At 59.2% G+C, this 19701-nt stretch carries 17 protein-coding genes; 2 read left to right on the top strand and 15 right to left on the bottom strand.

All coding sequences use genetic code 11. The features are described from left to right. Positions 1 to 2: 2 nt before the first annotated feature. The 15 genes from ACYQ1A_RS10120 to ACYQ1A_RS10050 all read right to left on the bottom strand — a co-directional run bounded on the left by ACYQ1A_RS10120 (position 3) and on the right by ACYQ1A_RS10050 (position 17308). A complete protein-coding gene (locus tag ACYQ1A_RS10120; protein ID WP_499361921.1) occupies positions 3 to 1253 on the bottom strand; it encodes a polysaccharide pyruvyl transferase family protein in 1251 nt (416 codons plus the stop codon). Beyond that, positions 1250 to 2461, bottom strand: a complete 1212-nt coding sequence (locus tag ACYQ1A_RS10115) for a Coenzyme F420 hydrogenase/dehydrogenase, beta subunit C-terminal domain (RefSeq protein ID WP_499361920.1) — start codon at positions 2459 to 2461, stop codon at positions 1250 to 1252. Before ACYQ1A_RS10115 ends, ACYQ1A_RS10120 begins: the two co-directional genes overlap by 4 nt. A 228-nt stretch (positions 2462 to 2689) precedes the next feature. After that, positions 2690 to 3967, bottom strand: a complete 1278-nt coding sequence (locus tag ACYQ1A_RS10110) for a lipopolysaccharide biosynthesis protein (protein WP_499361919.1) — start codon at positions 3965 to 3967, stop codon at positions 2690 to 2692. Between the two features lie 80 nt (positions 3968 to 4047). Next, entirely contained in the window at positions 4048 to 5172 is a 1125-nt protein-coding gene (locus ACYQ1A_RS10105; RefSeq protein WP_499361918.1) for a glycosyltransferase family 4 protein, read from the bottom strand. Positions 5173 to 5260: 88 nt separating this feature from the next. Then, the gene (locus ACYQ1A_RS10100; protein WP_499361917.1) at positions 5261 to 6868 is read right to left on the bottom strand and encodes an alpha-L-arabinofuranosidase family protein; all 1608 of its coding nucleotides are present in this window, start codon (positions 6866 to 6868) and stop codon (positions 5261 to 5263) included. Then, positions 6865 to 8451 (bottom strand): O-antigen ligase family protein, encoded by a 1587-nt coding sequence (locus tag ACYQ1A_RS10095; RefSeq protein WP_499361916.1) that lies wholly within the window; start codon positions 8449 to 8451, stop codon positions 6865 to 6867. Before ACYQ1A_RS10095 ends, ACYQ1A_RS10100 begins: the two co-directional genes overlap by 4 nt. 48 nt (positions 8452 to 8499) lie before the next feature. Beyond that, positions 8500 to 9192 (bottom strand): exosortase-associated protein EpsI, B-type, encoded by a 693-nt coding sequence (epsI, locus tag ACYQ1A_RS10090; RefSeq protein ID WP_499361915.1) that lies wholly within the window; start codon positions 9190 to 9192, stop codon positions 8500 to 8502. Next, a complete protein-coding gene (gene xrtB / locus ACYQ1A_RS10085) occupies positions 9189 to 10049 on the bottom strand; it encodes an exosortase B (RefSeq protein ID WP_499361914.1) in 861 nt (286 codons plus the stop codon). Before xrtB ends, epsI begins: the two co-directional genes overlap by 4 nt. A 90-nt stretch (positions 10050 to 10139) precedes the next feature. Continuing rightward, the gene (gene epsG, locus ACYQ1A_RS10080; RefSeq protein ID WP_499361913.1) at positions 10140 to 11003 is read right to left on the bottom strand and encodes a chain length determinant protein tyrosine kinase EpsG; all 864 of its coding nucleotides are present in this window, start codon (positions 11001 to 11003) and stop codon (positions 10140 to 10142) included. Between the two features lie 10 nt (positions 11004 to 11013). After that, a complete protein-coding gene (gene epsF / locus ACYQ1A_RS10075) occupies positions 11014 to 12393 on the bottom strand; it encodes a chain length determinant protein EpsF (protein WP_499361912.1) in 1380 nt (459 codons plus the stop codon). Between the two features lie 13 nt (positions 12394 to 12406). Further along, positions 12407 to 13195 carry a polysaccharide export protein EpsE gene (gene epsE, locus ACYQ1A_RS10070; RefSeq protein ID WP_062221294.1) on the bottom strand — a complete coding sequence of 263 codons (789 nt, stop codon included), beginning with the start codon at positions 13193 to 13195 and terminating at the stop codon, positions 12407 to 12409. A 1-nt stretch (position 13196) separates the two neighbouring features. Further along, entirely contained in the window at positions 13197 to 14093 is an 897-nt protein-coding gene (locus tag ACYQ1A_RS10065; RefSeq protein ID WP_499361911.1) for an EpsD family peptidyl-prolyl cis-trans isomerase, read from the bottom strand. A gap of 62 nt (positions 14094 to 14155) precedes the next feature. After that, complete coding sequence (locus ACYQ1A_RS10060; protein ID WP_499361910.1) at positions 14156 to 15643, bottom strand: undecaprenyl-phosphate glucose phosphotransferase; 1488 nt, start codon at positions 15641 to 15643, stop codon at positions 14156 to 14158. A gap of 25 nt (positions 15644 to 15668) precedes the next feature. Then, entirely contained in the window at positions 15669 to 16094 is a 426-nt protein-coding gene (locus ACYQ1A_RS10055) for a PEP-CTERM sorting domain-containing protein (RefSeq protein WP_499361909.1), read from the bottom strand. A gap of 80 nt (positions 16095 to 16174) precedes the next feature. Continuing rightward, positions 16175 to 17308, bottom strand: coding sequence for an outer membrane beta-barrel protein (locus ACYQ1A_RS10050; protein ID WP_499361908.1), 1134 nt, complete (start codon positions 17306 to 17308; stop codon positions 16175 to 16177). Between the two features lie 632 nt (positions 17309 to 17940). Here ACYQ1A_RS10050 and ACYQ1A_RS10045 point away from each other — a divergent pair. Together ACYQ1A_RS10045 and ACYQ1A_RS10040 are read left to right on the top strand one after the other, a co-directional pair. After that, on the top strand, positions 17941 to 18723 hold the full coding sequence (locus ACYQ1A_RS10045; protein WP_499361907.1) for an alpha/beta hydrolase: 783 nt from the start codon (positions 17941 to 17943) through the stop codon (positions 18721 to 18723). 59 nt (positions 18724 to 18782) lie between these two features. Then, on the top strand, positions 18783 to 19664 hold the full coding sequence (locus ACYQ1A_RS10040; RefSeq protein WP_499361906.1) for a LysR substrate-binding domain-containing protein: 882 nt from the start codon (positions 18783 to 18785) through the stop codon (positions 19662 to 19664). Positions 19665 to 19701 lie beyond the last annotated feature (37 nt).

The raw sequence follows: 19701 nt of genomic DNA, 5'->3' as shown, positions 1-19701 counted from the left end.
GCTCACGCCTGCTGCAACGACTGTGCCGCCACGGCGCTGCGCTTGGCCGCCGGTTGCACCTGGTTGAACAGATCGACCAGAAAGTCTTCGTAATCATCCAGCCGGGCTGCGGCGCGCGCATTGCCACGCGCCACTTGCGCGGCCAGTTCTTCGCGTTGCTCAAAGCCCTTGAGCGTGATCGCCACCGCTTCGGCCGTGGTCATTGCCTTGCCGTCGGCCAGCCAGGTGTAACCCAGCGTGGCCATCAGGCCATTGAATTTGCGGCTGTACGCCAGCGGTACCACCGGCACGCCGGACGAGAACGCGGCAATACACGCATGCATGCGCGCGCCGGTCATGAAGTCCATGCCCGAGATAAACGATTTGGCTTCGGCCGGGGAGCGGAATTCCGGCGCTTTGAATGCCGTGGGGAATTCCTTCAGCAACTGGGTGATGGCCACACGGTCATCTTCTTCCGGCATGTTGTCCGGGATAACGTGGGCAATCAGATGTACTTCGGTATTGGGCAGCGCCGTCCACGTGCGCAACAGCGAGCGCATGTATTCGGCGTAATCGATGGTCAGGCCAAACTGGTTGTTGCCGGTGTAGCCGCCCGCAAACAACAGACCGGATACGTTGATGCCGATCTTTGTTTTGCCGCCCGCTGCACGCACCGGCTTGGTAAACGGCAGGCGGAACGCCACATCGATCACTTCGCGCACATTGCCACGCACGCCCAGTTTTTCCAGATAGGCGCTCGACATCTCATCACGCGCAAACACGCATTCGGCTTTGCGCATGACGGCGGAGGCGGCCCAACGTTGCAGCGGCTTGTCAAACGGCCCGATGGTTTGCGGCGACAACACCAGCGGTTTGTTTTTGGCCAGCACACCCAGCTTGGACGCCAGCAAAAACAGATAGCGCTTGGTGCCGTAGATATCGGCAAAGCTGTCGCCCTCGCCGATATCCAGTACCAGATCACAGCGCTCCACTTCGCGCAGGTAATCCGAATTGCCGGTCAGCATGCGCTTGATGGACACGCGCGGGCCTTGTTCGATGCGCACGCCAGCCGGGGCGTAGCTGCTGCCGCCCGAGGTGCCAAACAGAATGTAATTCACGCTGACGCCGGCGCGTTGCGCGGCTTTTTCGCAGATGGCGATTTGCGATTCAGTCAGCGCGCCCACGCCCAGGTTATCGGACGAGATGGAATGCCACAGCAGGCCGACCGTGAGGGTGGCCGGGGCGCGGCTGCTGTCAGAGGTTCTGGTTTTCAACTGGTTTCTCCCAATGCGCGCTTGTAGGTCCCGACCAGGCTACGCAGCCATGGCACGAATGAGGTTTGTCGAGCCGCAGTCATCAGGCCGACATTGATATAACGGGGCGCAACGCCCTGGCGAAAGCGCGTACCCAGCAAGCGCGCCAGCACCATTTGCTTGCGATTGACCTGATACGGCTGCATGCCGCTGATTTCTTTAACGTCGAGCGGTTCGCGTACCAGGTAACCGGCCGCGATCGCGTCCTTGACCATGCTTTCGCCCGCTGTCGTGCGGGTCAGCATCAGGCTGCGGCCTTCGCGTTCTTCAAAGTCCGGATAGCCGTCTTTGCCATACCAGGCATCGGCGCACACCACATCGGCAAACTCGCCGGTGCCATCCGGGCAGATCTTGCAGCGGAACTGCAGATGCCTATTAAGGATGGTGCCCCACGAGGCGTTGTAATCCATTTCACGCACGTCACCGGCATGTGTCACCACGCGCGCCTTGCCGGGCCAGCCATCGCCGCGATAACGGAAGGTCTTGACCTGGTTGGGCGTTACCCCCAGCGTTTGCAGCAGTTCCAGCGTGCCGCGGTGGCTGGGTATGCCAGCGCACATAAACGACAACATATAAGGCACTTGCTGGGCCACGCGCGGATCGGTGCGGCCATACTGGCGCAGCGCGGCCACATCACAGGGCTTGCCCACAAAAGCAAAGCGCGCCCCGCTGTCGAGCAATTCAACAATCCGCGCCAGCGGTGCCGACGGCGCATAGCGTGAGCCAGCGGCATGCAGCACATCGGCGCGGGTCCGGCTCAGTTGCAGCTCGTTCTTGAGCGGGTCAGTCATGCTGGTGGCAATTTGCGCGATGAACTCGACCTTGCCGGTTTCAAGCAAATACAAGGACAGCGCCGAAATGCCGCCGCCCGACGAACCCTTATGCCGTACTTCAGCATCGGTGGAATAACCGGTTGCCACGCCCACCAGCGGGCCCCAGATCGGGTGATACGGTTCGGTAACCGCATCGTGCTCGATCCGCATTCCCGGGCAGGAGGCGGCCACTTGCTGGTGTTGCGACGGGGTCAGCGGCGACTGCACCATGGGCCGCAGATAGCCGGCTTCGGTCATGCGCATCTGCACCTGTGGCGCGGCCACGGAACTGCACAGGCCGCAGCCTGAGCACAGCCCCGATTTCACCACGGTTGAGATGTCAGTTGCTTTCTTCATGTTTACACCATGCCTCTGTTTGTGACGATTATAACGATAAACTTCGTTCAGGTAGAGAAAGTTTTATGTAGTGAATGTAACACCACTACAGGGCGATTTTTGCCCGCCAAGGCGCGGTAAATAAGGATTTGCTGCAATGCGTCAATCAGAATTCGTCTGACACGCGGGCGGCCGAGTGGGCGCTGTCACAGGCCATGGCTTTCAGCGCCGTATTTTTTATGCTGACAATCAATGTACCCAGACGAAAGGTACAAAACTGGTGGCGAGCAGTACCGACGCCGCAATCACCGAATACGGGTGGGTGGTCTGCTCCCGCACGGACCAGAAATAACCGAGCGCCAGAAAGCCGTTACCCACGGTCAGCGCCATAATCCAGCCGGGAATGCCATAGCGAGGAATCAGCACCACCGCGGCGATGGCAATCACCACCCAATGCACCGCCGTGAGCGCCACCCGGCGTTTCTGCCGCCCGGCTGCCGTCATCAAAATGCCCCAGGCCGAGGCGGAGAAGCGAACCAGAAACAACAAACCAAACCACGGCAGCAAATTCTGCAGCGGCAAGAAGGCCTGGCCGAAAAACAGCAGGGTGATCGGTTTGGCAAAAATCGCTAGCGCCAGCCCGAACAGCGCGCCAAAGCCGATAAAGGCGTACTGGATGCGTTTGGCTTCCTGCGCAAATTCCTGCGCGTTGTGGCTGCGCGCCGCAGCGCGCGGCAAAAACACATTGGCCAGAATCTGTATCCCCTGCGCGCCACCCATAAACAGCTTCAGGCCAGCCTGATACAAGCCGACGGCGGCCGGGCCGATGGTGTGATTCAGCACCACCCCGTCGACCTGACCAAATGCCATCTGGAAACCCGCGTCCAGCGCGTAGGCCACCGCAGGCCGAATGCGGCTGGCGCCCTGGCGCAACGGCACCAGATGAATCCGGCCAATCAGCTTTTGCACTTGATAGAAGGTGATGGCAAAGCCGGTGCTGCGCGCCAGCACAAAGGCCACTGCGCCGGCCACCGGCGTGCGCCAGAAAAACAGCACGCCCACCATGCAGATCAGATTGATCATGACCAGCAGGGTGGCATTGCGTGCCTCGGCGTCATAACGATTTACGCCGCGAAAGCCGGCGTTGAGCATGTCGAGATAGGTTTCCAGCGTCATGCCGATGACCAGACAGACAAAGATGATGCGGCTGTCCATATCGTGCAAAAACGGCAGGGCCAGGCCGCAGCCCAGTAACAGCAGCACGGTAAGGATGAACTTGCTGGTCCACATCTCGTTGAGCAGCGCGGAGGGATGGCCAGGCTGGGCACCCATTTCGCGTAATAGATAAGTGGTCAGACCAAAGTTGCTGACCAGCGACAACAAGGCCGCCACCGACAGCCAGTACATCAGCACGCCAAACGGTTCCGGCCCCAGAAAGCGCGCCATCACCGTAAACGTAAGCAGGCCGGCGGCCAGGCGGGCGGCGGTGGAGCCGCTCATAAAGAAGAGATTTTTAACAACAGACATGGCAGGTTCCAGGCGAGCAGCGGCCGCACCCGCAGGTACTGGCCGCCACGACGTTCAGGGTTACACCAGCGGTGGCCGGATCAGGCGCGCTGCAAACTGCGCGCGTAGATCTGGTGCCACTGGGCACTGATGAGATTGGCTTCAAAGCGCTGCTCGATCTTTTTGATCGCATGGGCTGACAGCGCGCGGTAGTCGATCTCGCCATTCACCACACGGCGCACGATGTCGAACATCTGCGCCGCCAGATCGCTATAAGTGGCATCGAGCTGGCGCTGGAATGCGGCGCTGCTGCGTTGCTCGGCGGGGGTATAAATATGTTGCCAACGACCGCCCTCGTCCACCGGCAACTTCAGCAAAAAGCCGTCCAGCCCGTTGTCGATGATTTCGGGGATGGCGCAAATGCCGGAGGCAATCACCGGCACGCCGTAGCTCATGCTTTCGATGATGTTGAATCCGAACGAATCATCCAGCGTGGGCAGCAGGCACAGATCGCTTTGCGCCAGGATCTCAAGGACCTGTTTATTGGGCAGCCCGTTCATGACGCGGATACCCTCGGTCTTGAGCGCAGCCACGTCGTTGGCATAGAACTCGGCGTTGGTGTCGGTATAAACGTGCAGGCCGTAGTTCATGCCGGAAATCATGTTCAGCACAAACGGGATATCCGCCGCCTTGAGCAACTGCGCCAGCCGGGTGCACACCACCCCGCCCTTGCGCGCCCATTCGGCACCAATAAACGTCAGCGTGATCGGATTGGTATGCAGCGTACGCGGCTCGGTCACATGCAAAGGAATGCTGGGATAAACCACCTGGCATTTGGCCAGCGCCTGCTCGAACTCGGGCCAGTCACGTGCCGACCGCTCAAACAGATGGCGCGCAAATTTGCTGATCGGAAACAAACCACGGCAGCGACGGCTGAGCAATTGCGGCCGCAGCAGCTTGCGCATGGCCAGGCGGCCAGGGCCGGACATCGAGCGTGGCAGTTCGCCTTCAAAGCCCAGCACAAACGGCTTGAGATCCAGCGGAATGCTGTTGAAGGCGTGGATCAGATCCGGGCCGCCGATGCGTTTCTGCACTGATACCGCCTGCAGCGGACCCCAGAAGCGATGCCCGCTGTACACCTTGGAGCGCACCACGTTATCAAACTGGTTGCTGCGCGGCGTATTGAAAATAAAGGGATAGGATTTCCCGGTCAGTATGGTTGCCATGTCGGTCACCGCTCAAAAATAAACCTGCGCCCGCCCGGCACCAGGCCAGGCGGGCAGAATCGGGTGTGGGCCTGGCGGCGTGCTGGCCTTACTGGCCGGCCTTGCTGGCCAGCGAAAATACGGTCATGCCAGGCACGCAAACCATGGCGGGCTGATTGGCCGTCAGCGTCAGCTGGCTTTGCTTTTGCGTAATCGCGTTGGGCGCTTCCGGCGTGTTTTCCGCCAGACGTTGGCCCGCTTCGGTGCTCAGCATATTCAGCTTGCCCGCCGCGCCCGGCCACTTGATCTGCAACAGCACCGGCTGGGTGCTGCGGTTTACCCCGAGCAGACTGGTCTGGCTGCGGTCATTGCTGCGCATGGCGGCCAGGCGCAAACCGTAGGCGTAATTGGCGACGCGGCCGGTGCGGATGGGCGTGACCTTGACCAGATCATCCAGCCAGGCGTCGCGCAGCGTGCGCTGCGCCCAATACACCGGCATCGGGAACACCTGCGCCGCTTTGCCATTGGCCGGCGGCACATAGCGGAACAAACGCCAGGCCGCGCCGACTTCGATGGCGTGCCAGTTCATGCCTTCAATAAAGGGCGTACCCGCCGCCGCCAGGATCCAGTCGGCGGTCGACACCGCGCCCTGGCCACCGCTGGCCAGCGCCAGCGCTTGATCCCAGTTGCCATTGGCCGGTGTACCCGGCCACAAGGCGTGTTCGGTGACCACGATGTGATTGCCCGGATTGGCCGCGTCATTGCTGCGCGTACCCGCCTCATGGCCTTGTTGCAGCCACTGGTTATGCAGCCGCCCGGCCCAGCTCATCGAGGTTGGCACGTCCTGGCCGTCGTAATACACATGAAAAGCCACGCCGTAGATATTCGGATTGATCTCGGCCGGTTGGTCGGCCAGGGCACGCGCCTTGAGCTTTTGCCGGGCATCGCTGCCCACCATCTGCCGCACCACTTGCTGGTCGAAATCTTTTTCCTGATTGGGGTTGCGCCCCCACGGCGAGGTTTGCGACCCCACCAGCATGCGCGCCTCCGGAAACTTGTCTTGCGCCGCGTTCAGCACCGCCTGCACCCGGGCACCGTAGGACTTGGATTGCCAGCGTCCGGACATATCCAGCTCATTGCCCATTTCCCAGTACGCAACGCGGCAGTCGGCGCTGGCCATGTTCTGGCAGTGCGCCAGCTTGCTGTCCTTGACGTGCTGCATCCAGCTCATGCTGTTCTGCACCACCCAGTCGTCATCCAGATTCTGTTTGTGCGGGCCTTGCAGATTAAAGGTGAAGATGGCGCGGCCATTCACTTCATTCATGAAGGCCAGCATTTCGTCGATGCCAAACGTGGCTTGATAGGCCTGGTCGTAATCGAAAACCTGTTTGGGCCGGTCTTTGCCCACCGACTTTTGCCATTCAAACCAGTTGGAAGGTGTACCGCCGGGATAACGATACAAGGCACCGGCAAAAGGTTTGAGCCACGCCAGCACATCAGCGCGTACTTTACCGTCTTCGGTAAAGCCTTTCTGAAAATCCGCCCACGGCAAATTAAAACCAAATAGCGCACGCGGTACGTTATCGCGCACCACCTGATTGGGGTCGATGCTGACTGCCAGCGGATCAATGCCATTGCAGTTGGCCTCGGCCGCCCATGCGCTGGCCTGCGCCAGCGCCAGTGCCAGTAACACGGCGCTTTGCTGCAGGCGCTTCATCGTGTCACCCGCGCGGCGGCATAAGCAGAGCGCATACCAAAGCGTGCCGGCTTTTGCGGTTGCGGGCCCACGGCGGTGACGGCCTTGGCTTCACGCTCACGCGTGGCCGCCCAGCCCAGCGTCATCGAGGTCAGCAAGAACAGACGCGGATCGGTAAAACCAGGGTGGGTGGCGGTCAACTGCAATACCGACAAGAACGAACCCGAAGCCAGCAGCCAGTAAAAGCGCAAGCCGGGTCTGGCCTTGTAGGCCTTGACCACCATAAAGGCCAGCATGAACAAATAGAAGGACATCAGGCTTGCCGCGCCGAACATACCGGTTTCGGCAATCGGATTGGGCCAGTAGGTATCCATCAAGAAATTCTCTTTGCGCTGGAACCACCACAGCTGGTTAAAGCCGCTATCCCAGTACAAGGTATCGTCGTATTTGGCCGCACCGGCGCCGCCATAAGTGCCCAGACCCGCGCCCAGCGGAAAGTAGTTCTGCGCGATCTCGACGCTGGTTTGATAAATCTGTGCTCGCGGTGCCGTGACCGCACCGGTCCGGGTATTACCCCACTGCTGCAGATCGTTGACGATATATTTGGAATAAATGCTGCCCACCACGCTCAGGATCAGCGCGCCACCCATCAATGCCATGGTGCCGCGCTTGACCAGCGCACGCGGATTAGACAGCAGCATGATCATGAAGCAGGCCGCCATGGCACCAATCAATGCCTGGCGTTGCACCGCAAACAGCAGGATCAGCGCATGCCCGGCCGCAGCCACCGCCCAGCCCCGCCAGTTTTTTTCGGTGACCATGCGGGCAAAACAATAGATGCCAAAGAAGGTGGCGGTCGCCGCCAGATAGGCCGGATGTTCATACGGGCCATTGGCGCGCCCCGGAAAGATACCCGTCGGATCGGGGCCACCGGGCATGCCGTGGAACACCTTGTAATACGCCGACGGCGCGCCCCACTCCAGCGCCACCATCGCCCCGGCAAACAGCCAGTAATAACGCGCAAAGCGATCCAGAATGCGCTCGGTGCGTGCGGTCCACAGGGCGAGGAAACCGCCACACAGCATCAGTATGCCCTTGAGATCACTGAAGCTCTGATTGATAAAGGCCATGGTTTGCGAACGGCCAAAGTAGGTCGACAACAGCGCAAACGTGATGAACAACAAGAACGACAACATGGCCAGCACCAGCAGCCGGCTCTGACCGCAGTAGCGCAAAAACGCGGGCAAGCCCAACAGGCCCAGCGTAAACAACAAGATTTGCGGCGGGCTTTGCAGGCCTTCAAACGTCATCTTGACCGCCATCGGCAGCAGCACGATATAGCCGAGATAGACATACACCGTGCCTTCACGCAGCAGACGGTTCTGCTGGGTGACCACCAGCGGCAGCAGCAGCATGGCGGCGATGCCGCACCAGAAAATGGCGCCGAACATCCCCATCACGGCCACGGTCAGGCCAATGAACAGACACAAGAAAATCAGCGAGGTCCAGCGCAGAACGGGCGGAACCCAGCGCGCCAGAAAATCGTAGACGCGATAGGCCCACGGGGGCAGCTGGATATGAGGCAGGTTAAGAGCGAGGCGCACGGTTTTTTTCTCCAGGTAGCGAGCTACCGTGTTCTGGTCAGGCAAGCGTTACAGCGCGGTGCTCTCGCGGCCCACGCCGAGTACGGCGGCGGCTTGCGGACTGGAGGACACCATTTGATCGATAAACTGGTTTTCGAGGGCATAAGCACGCGGCTCATCGGCCGAGATGGTCGACACGCGCACGATGGAGCCATCCGGAATCAGGCCTCTGAAGCCGTAGCCCCACAGACGCTTTTTAAAATCAGTCGGGTCTGCGCCGATCTGATCACCGATGGTGGTCCAGAACGACACCGGTTCGATGCGACGACCATTAACGCCAGTCAGACGCGTTAGCGGTACCGGGCCACTGCCGGTGCGTACCACGGTTTGTTCAACGCCATGAATGGCAAAGCCTTGTGCCGGATAGCAGATGTCCGGCCGATGCAACTGGCGGCCGCCGTTATCACGCTGGTCTTCGCCGTACGCAATCATCAGCATGATGCGTTCGCCCTGCGGATTGATGTAGGTGCGCGACAGGATCTGGCTGTAGAGCTTGGCCAGCACCGCTTGTGACTCGGCCGACTGCACCACCGGCGCGGTATCGACCACGGTTTTCCAGGTGCCGAATTGCGCCGGGATCGCGGTTTCCAGGTCGACCTTGCGTTGTTGCGCCATAAACTGCGTGGGAGTCAGCGCCTGCGCCACCACGGCGCCCGATACCATGATCGCGCAAACGATCAGACCTTTAGTTAACGGTTTCATACAGCGGCTCCTTTATGACGCGGCCGGAACAGGCCCATCAGACTATCCAGCGAGAACAACAGCGCCAGTGCGACGGCAAAGATCATGATCCCGGCAAAGCCGTGGATAAAACCCTGCCCGGCCGCATCGCCAAAGTAATACGTCACCAGCACCAGGATCATGACCCGCACCACATTGGCGAGGAAGGCAATCGGTGCGATGGCCAGAAAAATCAGCAGGTTGCGCGAGATCGATTTGTATTGCGCCAGGTAGAGATACAACAGGCCCATGGCATACAGACTGAACATGGAATGCAGGCCCGAGCAGGCATCGGCCACCAGTAGTTCATACGGTCCGATGGTCAGCATGACGCCGGTGCGGGCAATCGGATAACCCAGGGCATACAAGGCGTTTTCGGCCAGCACCGACACATATTGCTTGAGCGTACCGGTGAGCATATCCACCACCGAACCCGGCAGCGGAATCATGAACAGGATAAAGAACACGGCAAAGCGGTAAGTCTTGAGCATGGCCCAACCGCCGTAGACCAGCAGCACGCCGGCAATCAGCGGAATGAATGCGCCAATTTCAAACAGATAGATCTGCTGCGAGCGGCCCATGATGTACATCAGCGCGCCCACCACCAACAGCGGCCAACCCCACATCGAGGGCGCGCTGAATTTGACCTCGTCGCGGCGCGACCAGAACAGCCACAGCACGATCAGCAATACGATCGGACCATGCGCTTGCTCATCGGAATCCCACAGTGTGCTGGCCAGCCGCAACACCGTCGGCACCAGCAATACCAGCAGCCCAACCAGCGGCAGCGCAATGCGGCTGAGCAGCGTGCTGAGTTCACTGGCGGTGTTTTTTGACATGGTCGAGCCACTATCCATCACGATCTCTCTTTAAATCAGTGGGGGTGCGCCAGTGCTTGCACCGGCGCACGCCTTGTTTGCATCCGGCCCTCAGGCCATGACACAACCCAGAACTTCCGCGCCCGAGCCGACAATTTCATCGCGAGCCCGGTTCAGGCTCTTGACCGGGGTGATGTCGGTCTGTGCCACCATCACCACGCCACGCGCCCGCGCTGCCACCAGTTGACCATCGGCCGCGGCATCCAGCGCCGGGGTATCGACGATCACCACATCAAACTCGCTGATGGCTTGCAGCATCAGCTCATCAAAATGCATGCGGGTCAGCAGTTCTTGCGGGTTGGGCGGCACGGTGCCGGCCGGCAACACATGCAGGGCACGCAAACCGTCGACGGCACGGGCCGCGCTCAGGTTGGCGCGACCGGCCAGGATGTCGGACAGACCGGGGCGTTGATCAATCTTGAACAGGGCGTGCTGTTGCGGATTACGCATATTGGCGTCGATCAGCAGCGTGCGTTCACCCAGTTGCGAAAACACGATGGCCAGGTTGGCCGCCAGCAAATGGCTTTTGAGCGTTTCTTCGCACGAGGTAATCGCCAGCGACTTATTGCCCGGCGTAATCCACTTGAGCATCAGCTTGCTGCGCAAACCGCGGATGGCTTCGACTTCGTGGCCAAACGGTTGATGCGCGGCCACCAGCGCCTGGTCCAGATCGGTGTCTTGCCCGGCCAGATGCGAGTAGGAAAACTGGTGCGACAAGGCCGACTGGATATCGCGTTCGGTGACGTAACCGAGCTTGATGGCCGCTTCGCCGAACAGGATGTTCTGTTCTTTTTGCAGGCGCAGCACGTTCTCGGCCTGTTGCAGCGTCAGCTTGCCCTGGTCCAGCAGCAGCTGGCCCATATTGCCGGTGGGCAGGCCTTGATGCTGGTTATGAATAATGATTTCTTGTTTCATGGCGTCTTCCTCACGCGGCCTTCGGGCCATTCAACAGCGGCGGGCGCGGACGGCGCAGACGGCGCGTCTTGCGCAGATCTGCCAGTACCGGCACATCCAGCAGCAGCTCTACATCCATGGCCGAACGGACGCGGCGGTTCATGACTTCAGCCAGCCAGGCAAAGCTGATACCCAGCAACAAGCCAACGATGATGGACATCAGCACATTCATGGTGGTGCGCGGGCCCGACGGTGCATTGGGTTCCGGCGCCGACTTCAGGATGGCGTAGTCGGTGGACGAGTTGCGGCTTTGCAGCATGGTCTCAAACGAACGTTGCTGCGCCTGGGCATAGGCTTTTTGCGCGTTGTCGACGTCGGCAGTCAGTGCATCCATGGTGGCGCGACGTTTTTTCATGTCCATCACGCGGGCCTTCTGTTCAGCCAGTGCGGCTTCAACCGCAGCCTGGCGCGAGGCCGAGTTGGATGCCACGCTGCTCACGCTGCCCGAGTACTGCCGCAGCAACTGGTTGAGCTGATCACGCGTGGCCTGCACCTGGGCTTCCATTTCCTTGTACTTCGGATAATTGGGGCCGTTGCTGGCTTGCATCTGTTTGAACTGCGCTTCTTGCGACGCGAGCGTGCCTTTGAGGTTCTGGATCAGACCATTGTTGAGCACGTCCGGCGAAGCCACACCGCCACGAGCACGCGATTGCGCTTCCAGCGTGGACGATTGCGCTGCGCCCAGTTGGGCCGCCAGATCGTTCAGGCGCTGTGTTTCGATGTCCATGCGCTCGTCGGTGGCACTGATGCCTTCTTTTTGCTGGAACTCGGTCAGACGTTGTTGCGCCCGATCCATATCGGCTTTAAGGCCTTTGAGCTGCTGCTGGAAGAAGTCATTGTTCTGCTGCGCATTGGACGAGCGGATATCGATCAACATCTTCTGGTAAGCCGCACCGAAGGCGTTGGCGATGACCGATGCGTAATGCGGGTCGGGCGAGGTGTACGAGATCGTGATCATATTGCTGTCACGGCTGGGCTTGACCTCGAGCTTGGCGCGGATCGAATCCGCCATAAAGTCGCGGTAGTTGCCTTCACCACCGGCGTCTTCCCACTTCTGCCGCGCTTCCGGCGAATTGGCCAGGCCCAACTGATCCACCACCTTGAGTGCCACGTTATGGCTGGTAATGGTGTCTACCTGGGTGGCCAGATAAGCCGGCGTCAGAAAGTTGACCATGGACTGGCCGGTGACGGCATCCTGGCCACGGGCGTCGATCGACATCACCAGCTCGGCGGTATAGCGCTTGGGCAACATCAGCGTCACCACCGTGGTTGCGCCCACGACCACAAAGAACACCGTCAGAACGATGGCTTTGCGCGCCCGGAGCACCTGGAGAAACTGGGTAAAGTTCATGTGGATCTCCCGCTTAGAACAGGCTTTCTTTGACGTAGATAACGTCGTTGGCCTGGACTAGATCGTTAGGTTGAACGTCGATGACTTTGACGCTGCCATCGGGCTGGGGACGGTTGATGGTGATCGAGGTATGCGACGCGCGCTGGTTAAAGCCACCCGCCACGGCCAGGGCCTGCATCACGGTCTGGTTGAGCTCCAGGCGGAAATTGCCCGGGCGCCCCACTTCGCCGTACACGTAGTACTGCGCCATACGCGGCACGTAGATCACGTCGTCGTTTTGCATGCGCAGGGTAGTGTTCTCGCTCTTGCCGTTATTGATATCGCGCGGCAGATTGATTTCGGTTTTCTTGCCATCACGCAGCAACTGCACCACGTCGCCACCGTTACCGGTCAGGCCGCCGGCAATGGCCAGCAGATCAAGCAGATTGGTGGCCGAGTCGAGCGAATAGCGGCCCGGCTTGGCAATCTCGCCAATGATGGAAACGCGCTGGCTGCGATATTGCGAAATCAGCACATTGACTTGCGGGTTCTTGATGAAACCGCCTTTGGACAAACGTTGTGCGATGGCTTGTTCCGCTTCGGCAAACGACACGCCGTTGAGCTTGACCATGCCGACCAGCGGAAACGACAGTTCGCCGTCTTTGGTCAGTTGCAGTTCGAGTTGCAGATCAGGATGGTCATACACGCTGACCTTGATCACATCGCCGGGTCCGAGTTTGTATTCGCCTGCATTTTCGGCGCGTGCCGCCAGCGGCAGGGCAAACATACACGCCATGCACAGGGTAAGTAGCCACTTCATCATGTTAATTCAGCCCCTTGATACCGGATTTGAGGTGTTCTTCGTCTGCTGACCCGCCTGCGGCCACCGAGGCCGGCTCTGAGGCAAAGCGCTTGACGTATTCGATTTTGGCGCCGCCGCGCAGATTTTTCAGATGGTCAGCCGCGGTGGTGCGGGCGGCATCGCTCTGCAGATAACGCGCGATGATTTTGGCGGCGTCTTTTTCTGCCACCGGCGCGGGGGTGGCTTGTTTCAGTTGCAACAGCATGGTGGCGTCACCTTGCGGCAGCACCGAGATGTCGCCCGGATTCATGGCCGCGAATTGCGGCAATGCAGCCAGCGGCAACTGGTCAGCCGCACGTTGCGCGGTCGAATGCTGGAACTGGATATTGTGGGTTTGCAGAATCTGCTGAGTGTCAGCGCCAGTCTTACTGGCATCCAGCTCTTTGCGCAGGCCTTCGTTGACGTCGGACGACTTGACCGCAAACACGTCCAGGTCATACACCTTGCGCTGGGCAAACAGGTTGGGGTTCTTGGCGTAGAAGTCATCGATCTGTGCCTGGCTAGGCTCGGCCGGGCGACCGAATTCGCGCTCGGCGGCGGCCTGAGCCAACACCTGGCGGCGCGAGGCCTCGATCGATTGCAGCACCGTCGGATCACGGTCCAGCTTGAGTTTCTCGGCCTTCTGCACCAGCAATTCCTGGTCGATCAGCTTGTCGAGCACGGCTTGCTTCTGGTCATCCGAAGCATTGGGTTGCCGTGCCAACACATAGTTGAGTTGATGCACGGTGATTTCAGCGTCGTTGACACGGGCCAATACCTGGCTGGGGCTGGCTGCCTTGGGTTTCTTGTCGCAACCGGCCAACAAGCCCACCGCGAGAACCACCGCCAACGGGTATACAAGTTTATTGTTTTTCATCATTAAGCTTTCCGATTGAGACAGTAATGGACCAACATTAACTTACGTAGCTTAAGGCAAACTTATCAGAATGCATTCCGGTCATTGATCATCGAAGTCACCGTTTTCAGGACGATCTTGATGTCCATCCAGACCGTCCAGTTGCGCAAATACTCCAGATCGAAGTCGATCCGGCGACGCATTTTGTCCAGCGTATCGGTCTCACCCCGATAGCCATTCACCTGAGCCCAACCGGTAATCCCCGGCTTGACCTTGTGACGAATCATGTAGCCCTTGATCAGCTTGCGATAAAGCTCGTTGTGCGCATTGGCATGCGGCCGTGGGCCTACCACGCTCATGCGCCCTTGCAGCACATTGATGAACTGCGGCAATTCGTCGAGCGAGGCCTTACGCAAGAAACCGCCGATGGGTGTGAGGCGTTGATCGTTGCGGGTGGCCTGGGTGACCTTGTCGCCGTCCTCCATCACCGTCATCGAGCGGAATTTATATACGGTGATGGATTGCCCATCCGCGCCATAGCGGCGTTGGCGGAACAACACCGGGCCGGGCGAAGTCACCTTCACCGCAATCGCCACGCCCAGCATGATCGGCCAGATCAGCGCGAGGATGGCCAGCGCCAGCGCGATGTCGATCAGCCGCTTGACCACGCCTGGCACGCCCACAAACGGGCTTTCGCACACGGCGACGACCGGCACGCCGGCAATCTGGTCAAAGCGCGCCTGGATCAGATCAAAAATGAACAGATCGGGAACGAAATAGATGGAAGCGGTGGTGTCTTTGGTTTCGTCCAGCAACTGCAGCACACGCGGCTGCGAGGTCATGGGCAGCGAGATATACAACTCGTGGATATCGTGTTCTTTGCAATATCGGGTGAGCGAGCTGATCGGACCGAGGATTTCTTCTGGTTTGACGTCGTCCAGCCGATCCATGCTGCGGTCATCAAAGAAACCGACAAATTCAATATTGTGGATGGGGCTGCTCTTGACGCGCCGCGCCAGCAAACGACCCACATGATTGGCGCCGACGATCGCCACCCGTTTGGCCTTGCTGGGCGAATGCCCCGGATGCACCACCACCGAGCGGATAATCCAGTGCGTTAACACCAGCGTGACCGGTGCCACCGCCATCCACGTCAGCACAAACCGCGGATCAAAATAGTCGCCAAAATGGGTGGCGCTGCCTAATAGATAAAGAAACATGCAGATCAGCAACCAGCTGACCGCCATCTTGCCCAAGCCCTGCCACGGCCGCGAATTGCCCGGCACAAACAGCACCGTGCCTTCGAGCACCAGTGCCGACAACAGAAAAGCAATCACCGCCAGCACTGTGGTGTAGCCGCTGATGGCCACATCAAACAGCCACGCCAGCAACACCATCGTGCCCACCACCAACACGGGATCAATCACCAGTTTGAATACGCTGGCCACCGGGGCAACTTTGGAAAACTCACCAAAGCGGTCACCCAGCAAATAATTCGGCAGCGTATCGACATCCTCACGCGCGGCATCGACGCTGAGGGCGGCACTGGTTTCCAGCGTATTTACGGTGTTCATGGCTTCACCCATCCTGTTGCCTGGTTTACTGCTTTGAGGAGCGCTTGCGACGGGCCAGCAGCAGCGGCACGCCGAGTGTCAACAACAACCAGTTTTCGGGCTCGGGGACCACCGAGGCGCGACGGTCTTCATCGCTGCTCCCTGCCCCTACTCCACTGGTATTCCCTGACGAACCGCCGAGATGCCCCTCCGACATCGCGCCGCCCATCACCGAGCCCGCGCGCGTCAGGCCAACTTCTGACATCCGGAAGAACGGCAGCGCGTTGAGCACCTGGGCTGCTTCGCCATCGGTCTGGCGGCCGTCATCGTGGCTATCAGCCGAAACCACAGCGTCTTGCCAGGTGGCGGTTTCGACCGATGACGTTGTAATCGTTGCCTGCGCGTGGGCCCAAAGCGGTAGGGAGACCAAGGCGCAAGCCGCTGCAAAGTGTTTCAGTGAGCGTGGTTTCATATTGTTTTTGGTGCTTTCGCAGAACAAGTTAATAATTTTTGGTAGTCAACAACTCAAGCCACCGTTGCGGCGGCGGCTGGCTAGAACCAGAACTTGGCGTTCGCACCCAGCAAATGGTCGCCATAGGCATTGCCCGGAATATCCGAGTTACGCACCGCGTATTGCGCATAAATCGAGGTCTGGATGGCCGTTGTGGGCGCCCAGTCCGCGCCCAGCCTGAAGGTGCGCGTGTTTTCGTTGTATTCCGCCGCGTTCAGCGAAGCGGGGTAACGGCGTTTGTCATAGGTGCCCGAGGCATGCAATTTGATCTTGGCGGTCCACTGGTAATACGCATCCAGCCCCAGGTGGTCGGTGAACGACTGCCCGGACGTGGCACCCGGTGAATCCAGCGAATGCGCGTAATTCAGCGCGAACGATGTTTTGCCGGTGGCGGCCCAATTCACATTGGCCCCGCCCTGCCAACTGGTGGCCGAGCCACCCATATCCTGATCAACGTGCAGGCGGCCGATATTGCCGCTGAAACTCAGCTTGCTGCTGTAAGGCCAGCTCAGGCTCAGCCCCAGGGTTTTCTCTTTGTAATCCGCGTTCAACAACTGCGACAACAAGGAGTCTTTGTCGTACAACACACGGATGTACTGATAATTAAGACCCAGCGTGCTGCCCCAGTCCGTCGAATACAGCAGGCTCAGCCCTGCCTGTTTGTTCTTCACGTCCAGCCAGGTTTCGTCAGTGTGCGTAATGCGCGACTCGCTGGCGGTGCCCTGTAAATCCAGGTTGCTGGTCACGTGCATGCCAAACATGCCGCTGCCCGCGTTGGTCTTGTTGTAATCGATCAAGGCGGCCGCGACGTCTTCAAACGCCGACAGCGACTTGCTGCTGTTTGCCGAAGCCGAACCATAAAACTGTTTGCCGATTTCACCGTGCCAGCTCAGCCCGCCGTTCCAGCCCACATAGTCGATATCGCTGTAGGTCTGATAAAACGGCGCCACCACATTTACATCCAGCGCAAACACCTGCCGCGACGGCCGGATCTCTGCATGCCCGCCCACATTGGCGGTAAACACCATGTCGCTGCGCTTGTCCTTACCCAACTCCGCAATGGTGTCGGAGCCATCGCTAAGCCGAAAAATATTGCTGTCGTACAAGTACGCCGCGCTCGCATAGGCGTATTGCGCGTCGGTCGGGTCATAGGCGGCCCAACTGGTTGTGGACATCAGTGCGATGCTCAATGACAGCGCTTTATAGATGCATTTCACTACTACGCCCTCCCGCAGCGCCGTCCGGCACTGCGCGCATTTATCAGATTTATTGGTCAGTTCATTACTGCGATTGGACGGAAAACACACACCAAACTAACGGCGCTATCATATCACCAGAACAATTACTTACGTCTGCTATATATCCATGCTTGCACGTGCAGCCATAATCATTCTTACGTGTTCATATTTCTGAATCGCGATTTCTCTTTAATTAACAGCGCCTTGCGTCAAACATGTGATGCAGGTCACGAGAATATCAGCACACAGATTACGCCGGACATTCAGTTGCTTTCTACACGATGTCATAGAGGGTCGCATCAGGCGGCTTAAAGCTACCTTCGGAAAGACAGCCGTTTATCTCGCATTACGCGCATCTTGCTGTCAGTGCATGCCTACTTCGTGGCTCACTGGCCCTATTTGCTGCCGACATTGCCCGGTCTGTCCGGATATAAAATACACGTTTGCTTATTTGTAGCTTTCTTGGCGATGTCGATTACCGCATACAGCGCACACCAAATCAAAAGAATTTGCTCAGCGGCGACTACATCTCAAGAAAGCAAGCCCGTATCGATCACAAGGAGACCGGAATGACGCAGCCCCCCACCGATATCGCGCTTAGCGGTACGCGCTGCCACGACGTAAGCGGGGCAGAAGGCCTGCAATGGCGGATATTTGTGTCGCGTCCCAGCGACGCCGCCACGCCCTGCCCCGCCCTATTCTTGCTTGATGGCAACGCCGCCTTTCCTGCAGCCGTGGCCGCGCAGCGTTGCAATCCGGCCTTGGGGTCACTGGCGGTGATCGGCATCGGCTACCCAGGCGAGGGCGCCTACTTTCCGGAGCGACGCTTTATGGACATGACACCGGCGACCGACCTGGCGACCCTGCCCCACCAATATGGCCCGATGCATCCCGGCGGCGGCCAGGAACGGTTTGCGGATCTGATCGAACAGCAACTACTCCCGCAACTGATCGAGCAAGAAGGATTGGATGCCGAGCGGCTGACCTTGTTCGGACACTCGCTGGGGGGCTTGTTCGCGGTACACCTGGCGCTGCGTCGGCCGGGCTTGTTTGCACGTTACTTCGCCTCCAGCCCTTCGCTATGGTTTAACCGCGAGGCCGTAAATGCAGATGTCGCGGCCTATCGCGCTGCGATGGCGGAGGGGTCCGGTATGCGCGGGATTCTGAATATCACCACCGGTGGCAAAGAAGCAGACTATATGCAGCGCGAGGCCGCGCATCTGGCCGCCACATTGGAAACACTGGATGGCAGCAGCACGGTCAAGAGCATGGTCTTTGCGGGCGAGGATCATATTTCGGTACACGCGGTGGCGGTAAACCGGGCACTGCAGCTCGCAGCCGGACGCGGTTAAGCCTTTACTGTTGAGCAAAAAGGCGGCTTACTGCAGTTTTATTTGCGGCGGGGTCAACAATGGCTTTGAGCACGGAAGCGCTGCGTAACTTTGTGGCAGTCGCAGATGCCGGTTCACTCACCGGCGCAGCACATAGCCTGGGCCAGACCACATCGGGCGTGAGCCGCGCTTTGGGTAAGCTGGAACAACATCTGGGCGTAACTTTGCTCAACCGCACTACGCGCCGACTGGATCTGACTGAAGAAGGCGCACTGTTTTTGTTACACGCACGCAGCATCCTCGCGGCGCTCGATGAAGCCGAAGAGGCGCTGCTGATCCGGCACCAATCCCCCGCCGGCAAGCTACGCGTCAATGCAGCAGCGCCATTTATGCTGCATGTAATCGTGCCGCTAGTGAGCGCGTTCCGGCAGGCGTATCCGCAAGTCGAGCTCGAATTAAATACCAGCGATCAGATCATCGACCTGCTGGAACAGCGTACGGATATCGCAATCCGCATTGGGGAATTGCAGGATTCGACGCTACATGCGCGCCCGCTCGGGAGTAATCCACTACGCATCCTTGCGTCGCCGGAATATCTGCAACGCCATGGCACGCCGCAGACGCCGGACGCGTTGCGCGACCACCAGTTGATCGCTTTTACCCGCACCGCAACGCTGAATACATGGCCGCTGCGGCACGCTGGCGGAAACGCGTTTGAAATTACCCCCTCGCTTTCCGCTTCCAGCGGCGAAACGATCCGGCATTTGGCACTGGCAGGCCAAGGTATCGTATGTCTAGCAGACTTTATGACGACCGCAGATCGGCAGGCCGGGAGATTGGTGCAGATACTGGCTGAGCATACCGAGACGGTTATGCAGCCGGTGCATGCGGTGTATTACCGCAATACTCAGCTGGCCGCGCGGATCAGCTGCTTTCTCGATTTTCTGGCGGCACGGCTTTAAGAACTTAAGCGGAGAGGAATTCGGAGAGAAGTTTTCT

The organism is Silvimonas sp. JCM 19000 (genome assembly GCF_054652575.1).
Note: the sequence above shows the minus strand (reverse complement) of the source record. Positions and strands in the feature narration are given on the sequence as shown.

Coding starts and splice junctions, on each gene's coding strand:
- ACYQ1A_RS10115 (WP_499361920.1), bottom strand. CDS start 2,461: ATGAAGAAAGCAACTGACATCTCAACCGTGGTGAAATCGGGGCTGTGC.
- ACYQ1A_RS10110 (WP_499361919.1), bottom strand. CDS start 3,967: ATGTCTGTTGTTAAAAATCTCTTCTTTATGAGCGGCTCCACCGCCGCC.
- ACYQ1A_RS10105 (WP_499361918.1), bottom strand. CDS start 5,172: ATGGCAACCATACTGACCGGGAAATCCTATCCCTTTATTTTCAATACG.
- ACYQ1A_RS10100 (WP_499361917.1), bottom strand. CDS start 6,868: ATGAAGCGCCTGCAGCAAAGCGCCGTGTTACTGGCACTGGCGCTGGCG.
- epsI (WP_499361915.1), bottom strand. CDS start 9,192: ATGAAACCGTTAACTAAAGGTCTGATCGTTTGCGCGATCATGGTATCG.
- xrtB (WP_499361914.1), bottom strand. CDS start 10,049: ATGTCAAAAAACACCGCCAGTGAACTCAGCACGCTGCTCAGCCGCATT.
- epsG (WP_499361913.1), bottom strand. CDS start 11,003: ATGAAACAAGAAATCATTATTCATAACCAGCATCAAGGCCTGCCCACC.
- epsF (WP_499361912.1), bottom strand. CDS start 12,393: ATGAACTTTACCCAGTTTCTCCAGGTGCTCCGGGCGCGCAAAGCCATC.
- epsE (WP_062221294.1), bottom strand. CDS start 13,195: ATGATGAAGTGGCTACTTACCCTGTGCATGGCGTGTATGTTTGCCCTG.
- ACYQ1A_RS10065 (WP_499361911.1), bottom strand. CDS start 14,093: ATGATGAAAAACAATAAACTTGTATACCCGTTGGCGGTGGTTCTCGCG.
- ACYQ1A_RS10060 (WP_499361910.1), bottom strand. CDS start 15,643: ATGAACACCGTAAATACGCTGGAAACCAGTGCCGCCCTCAGCGTCGAT.
- ACYQ1A_RS10055 (WP_499361909.1), bottom strand. CDS start 16,094: ATGAAACCACGCTCACTGAAACACTTTGCAGCGGCTTGCGCCTTGGTC.
- ACYQ1A_RS10050 (WP_499361908.1), bottom strand. CDS start 17,308: ATGTCCACAACCAGTTGGGCCGCCTATGACCCGACCGACGCGCAATAC.
- ACYQ1A_RS10045 (WP_499361907.1), top strand. CDS start 17,941: ATGACGCAGCCCCCCACCGATATCGCGCTTAGCGGTACGCGCTGCCAC.
- ACYQ1A_RS10040 (WP_499361906.1), top strand. CDS start 18,783: ATGGCTTTGAGCACGGAAGCGCTGCGTAACTTTGTGGCAGTCGCAGAT.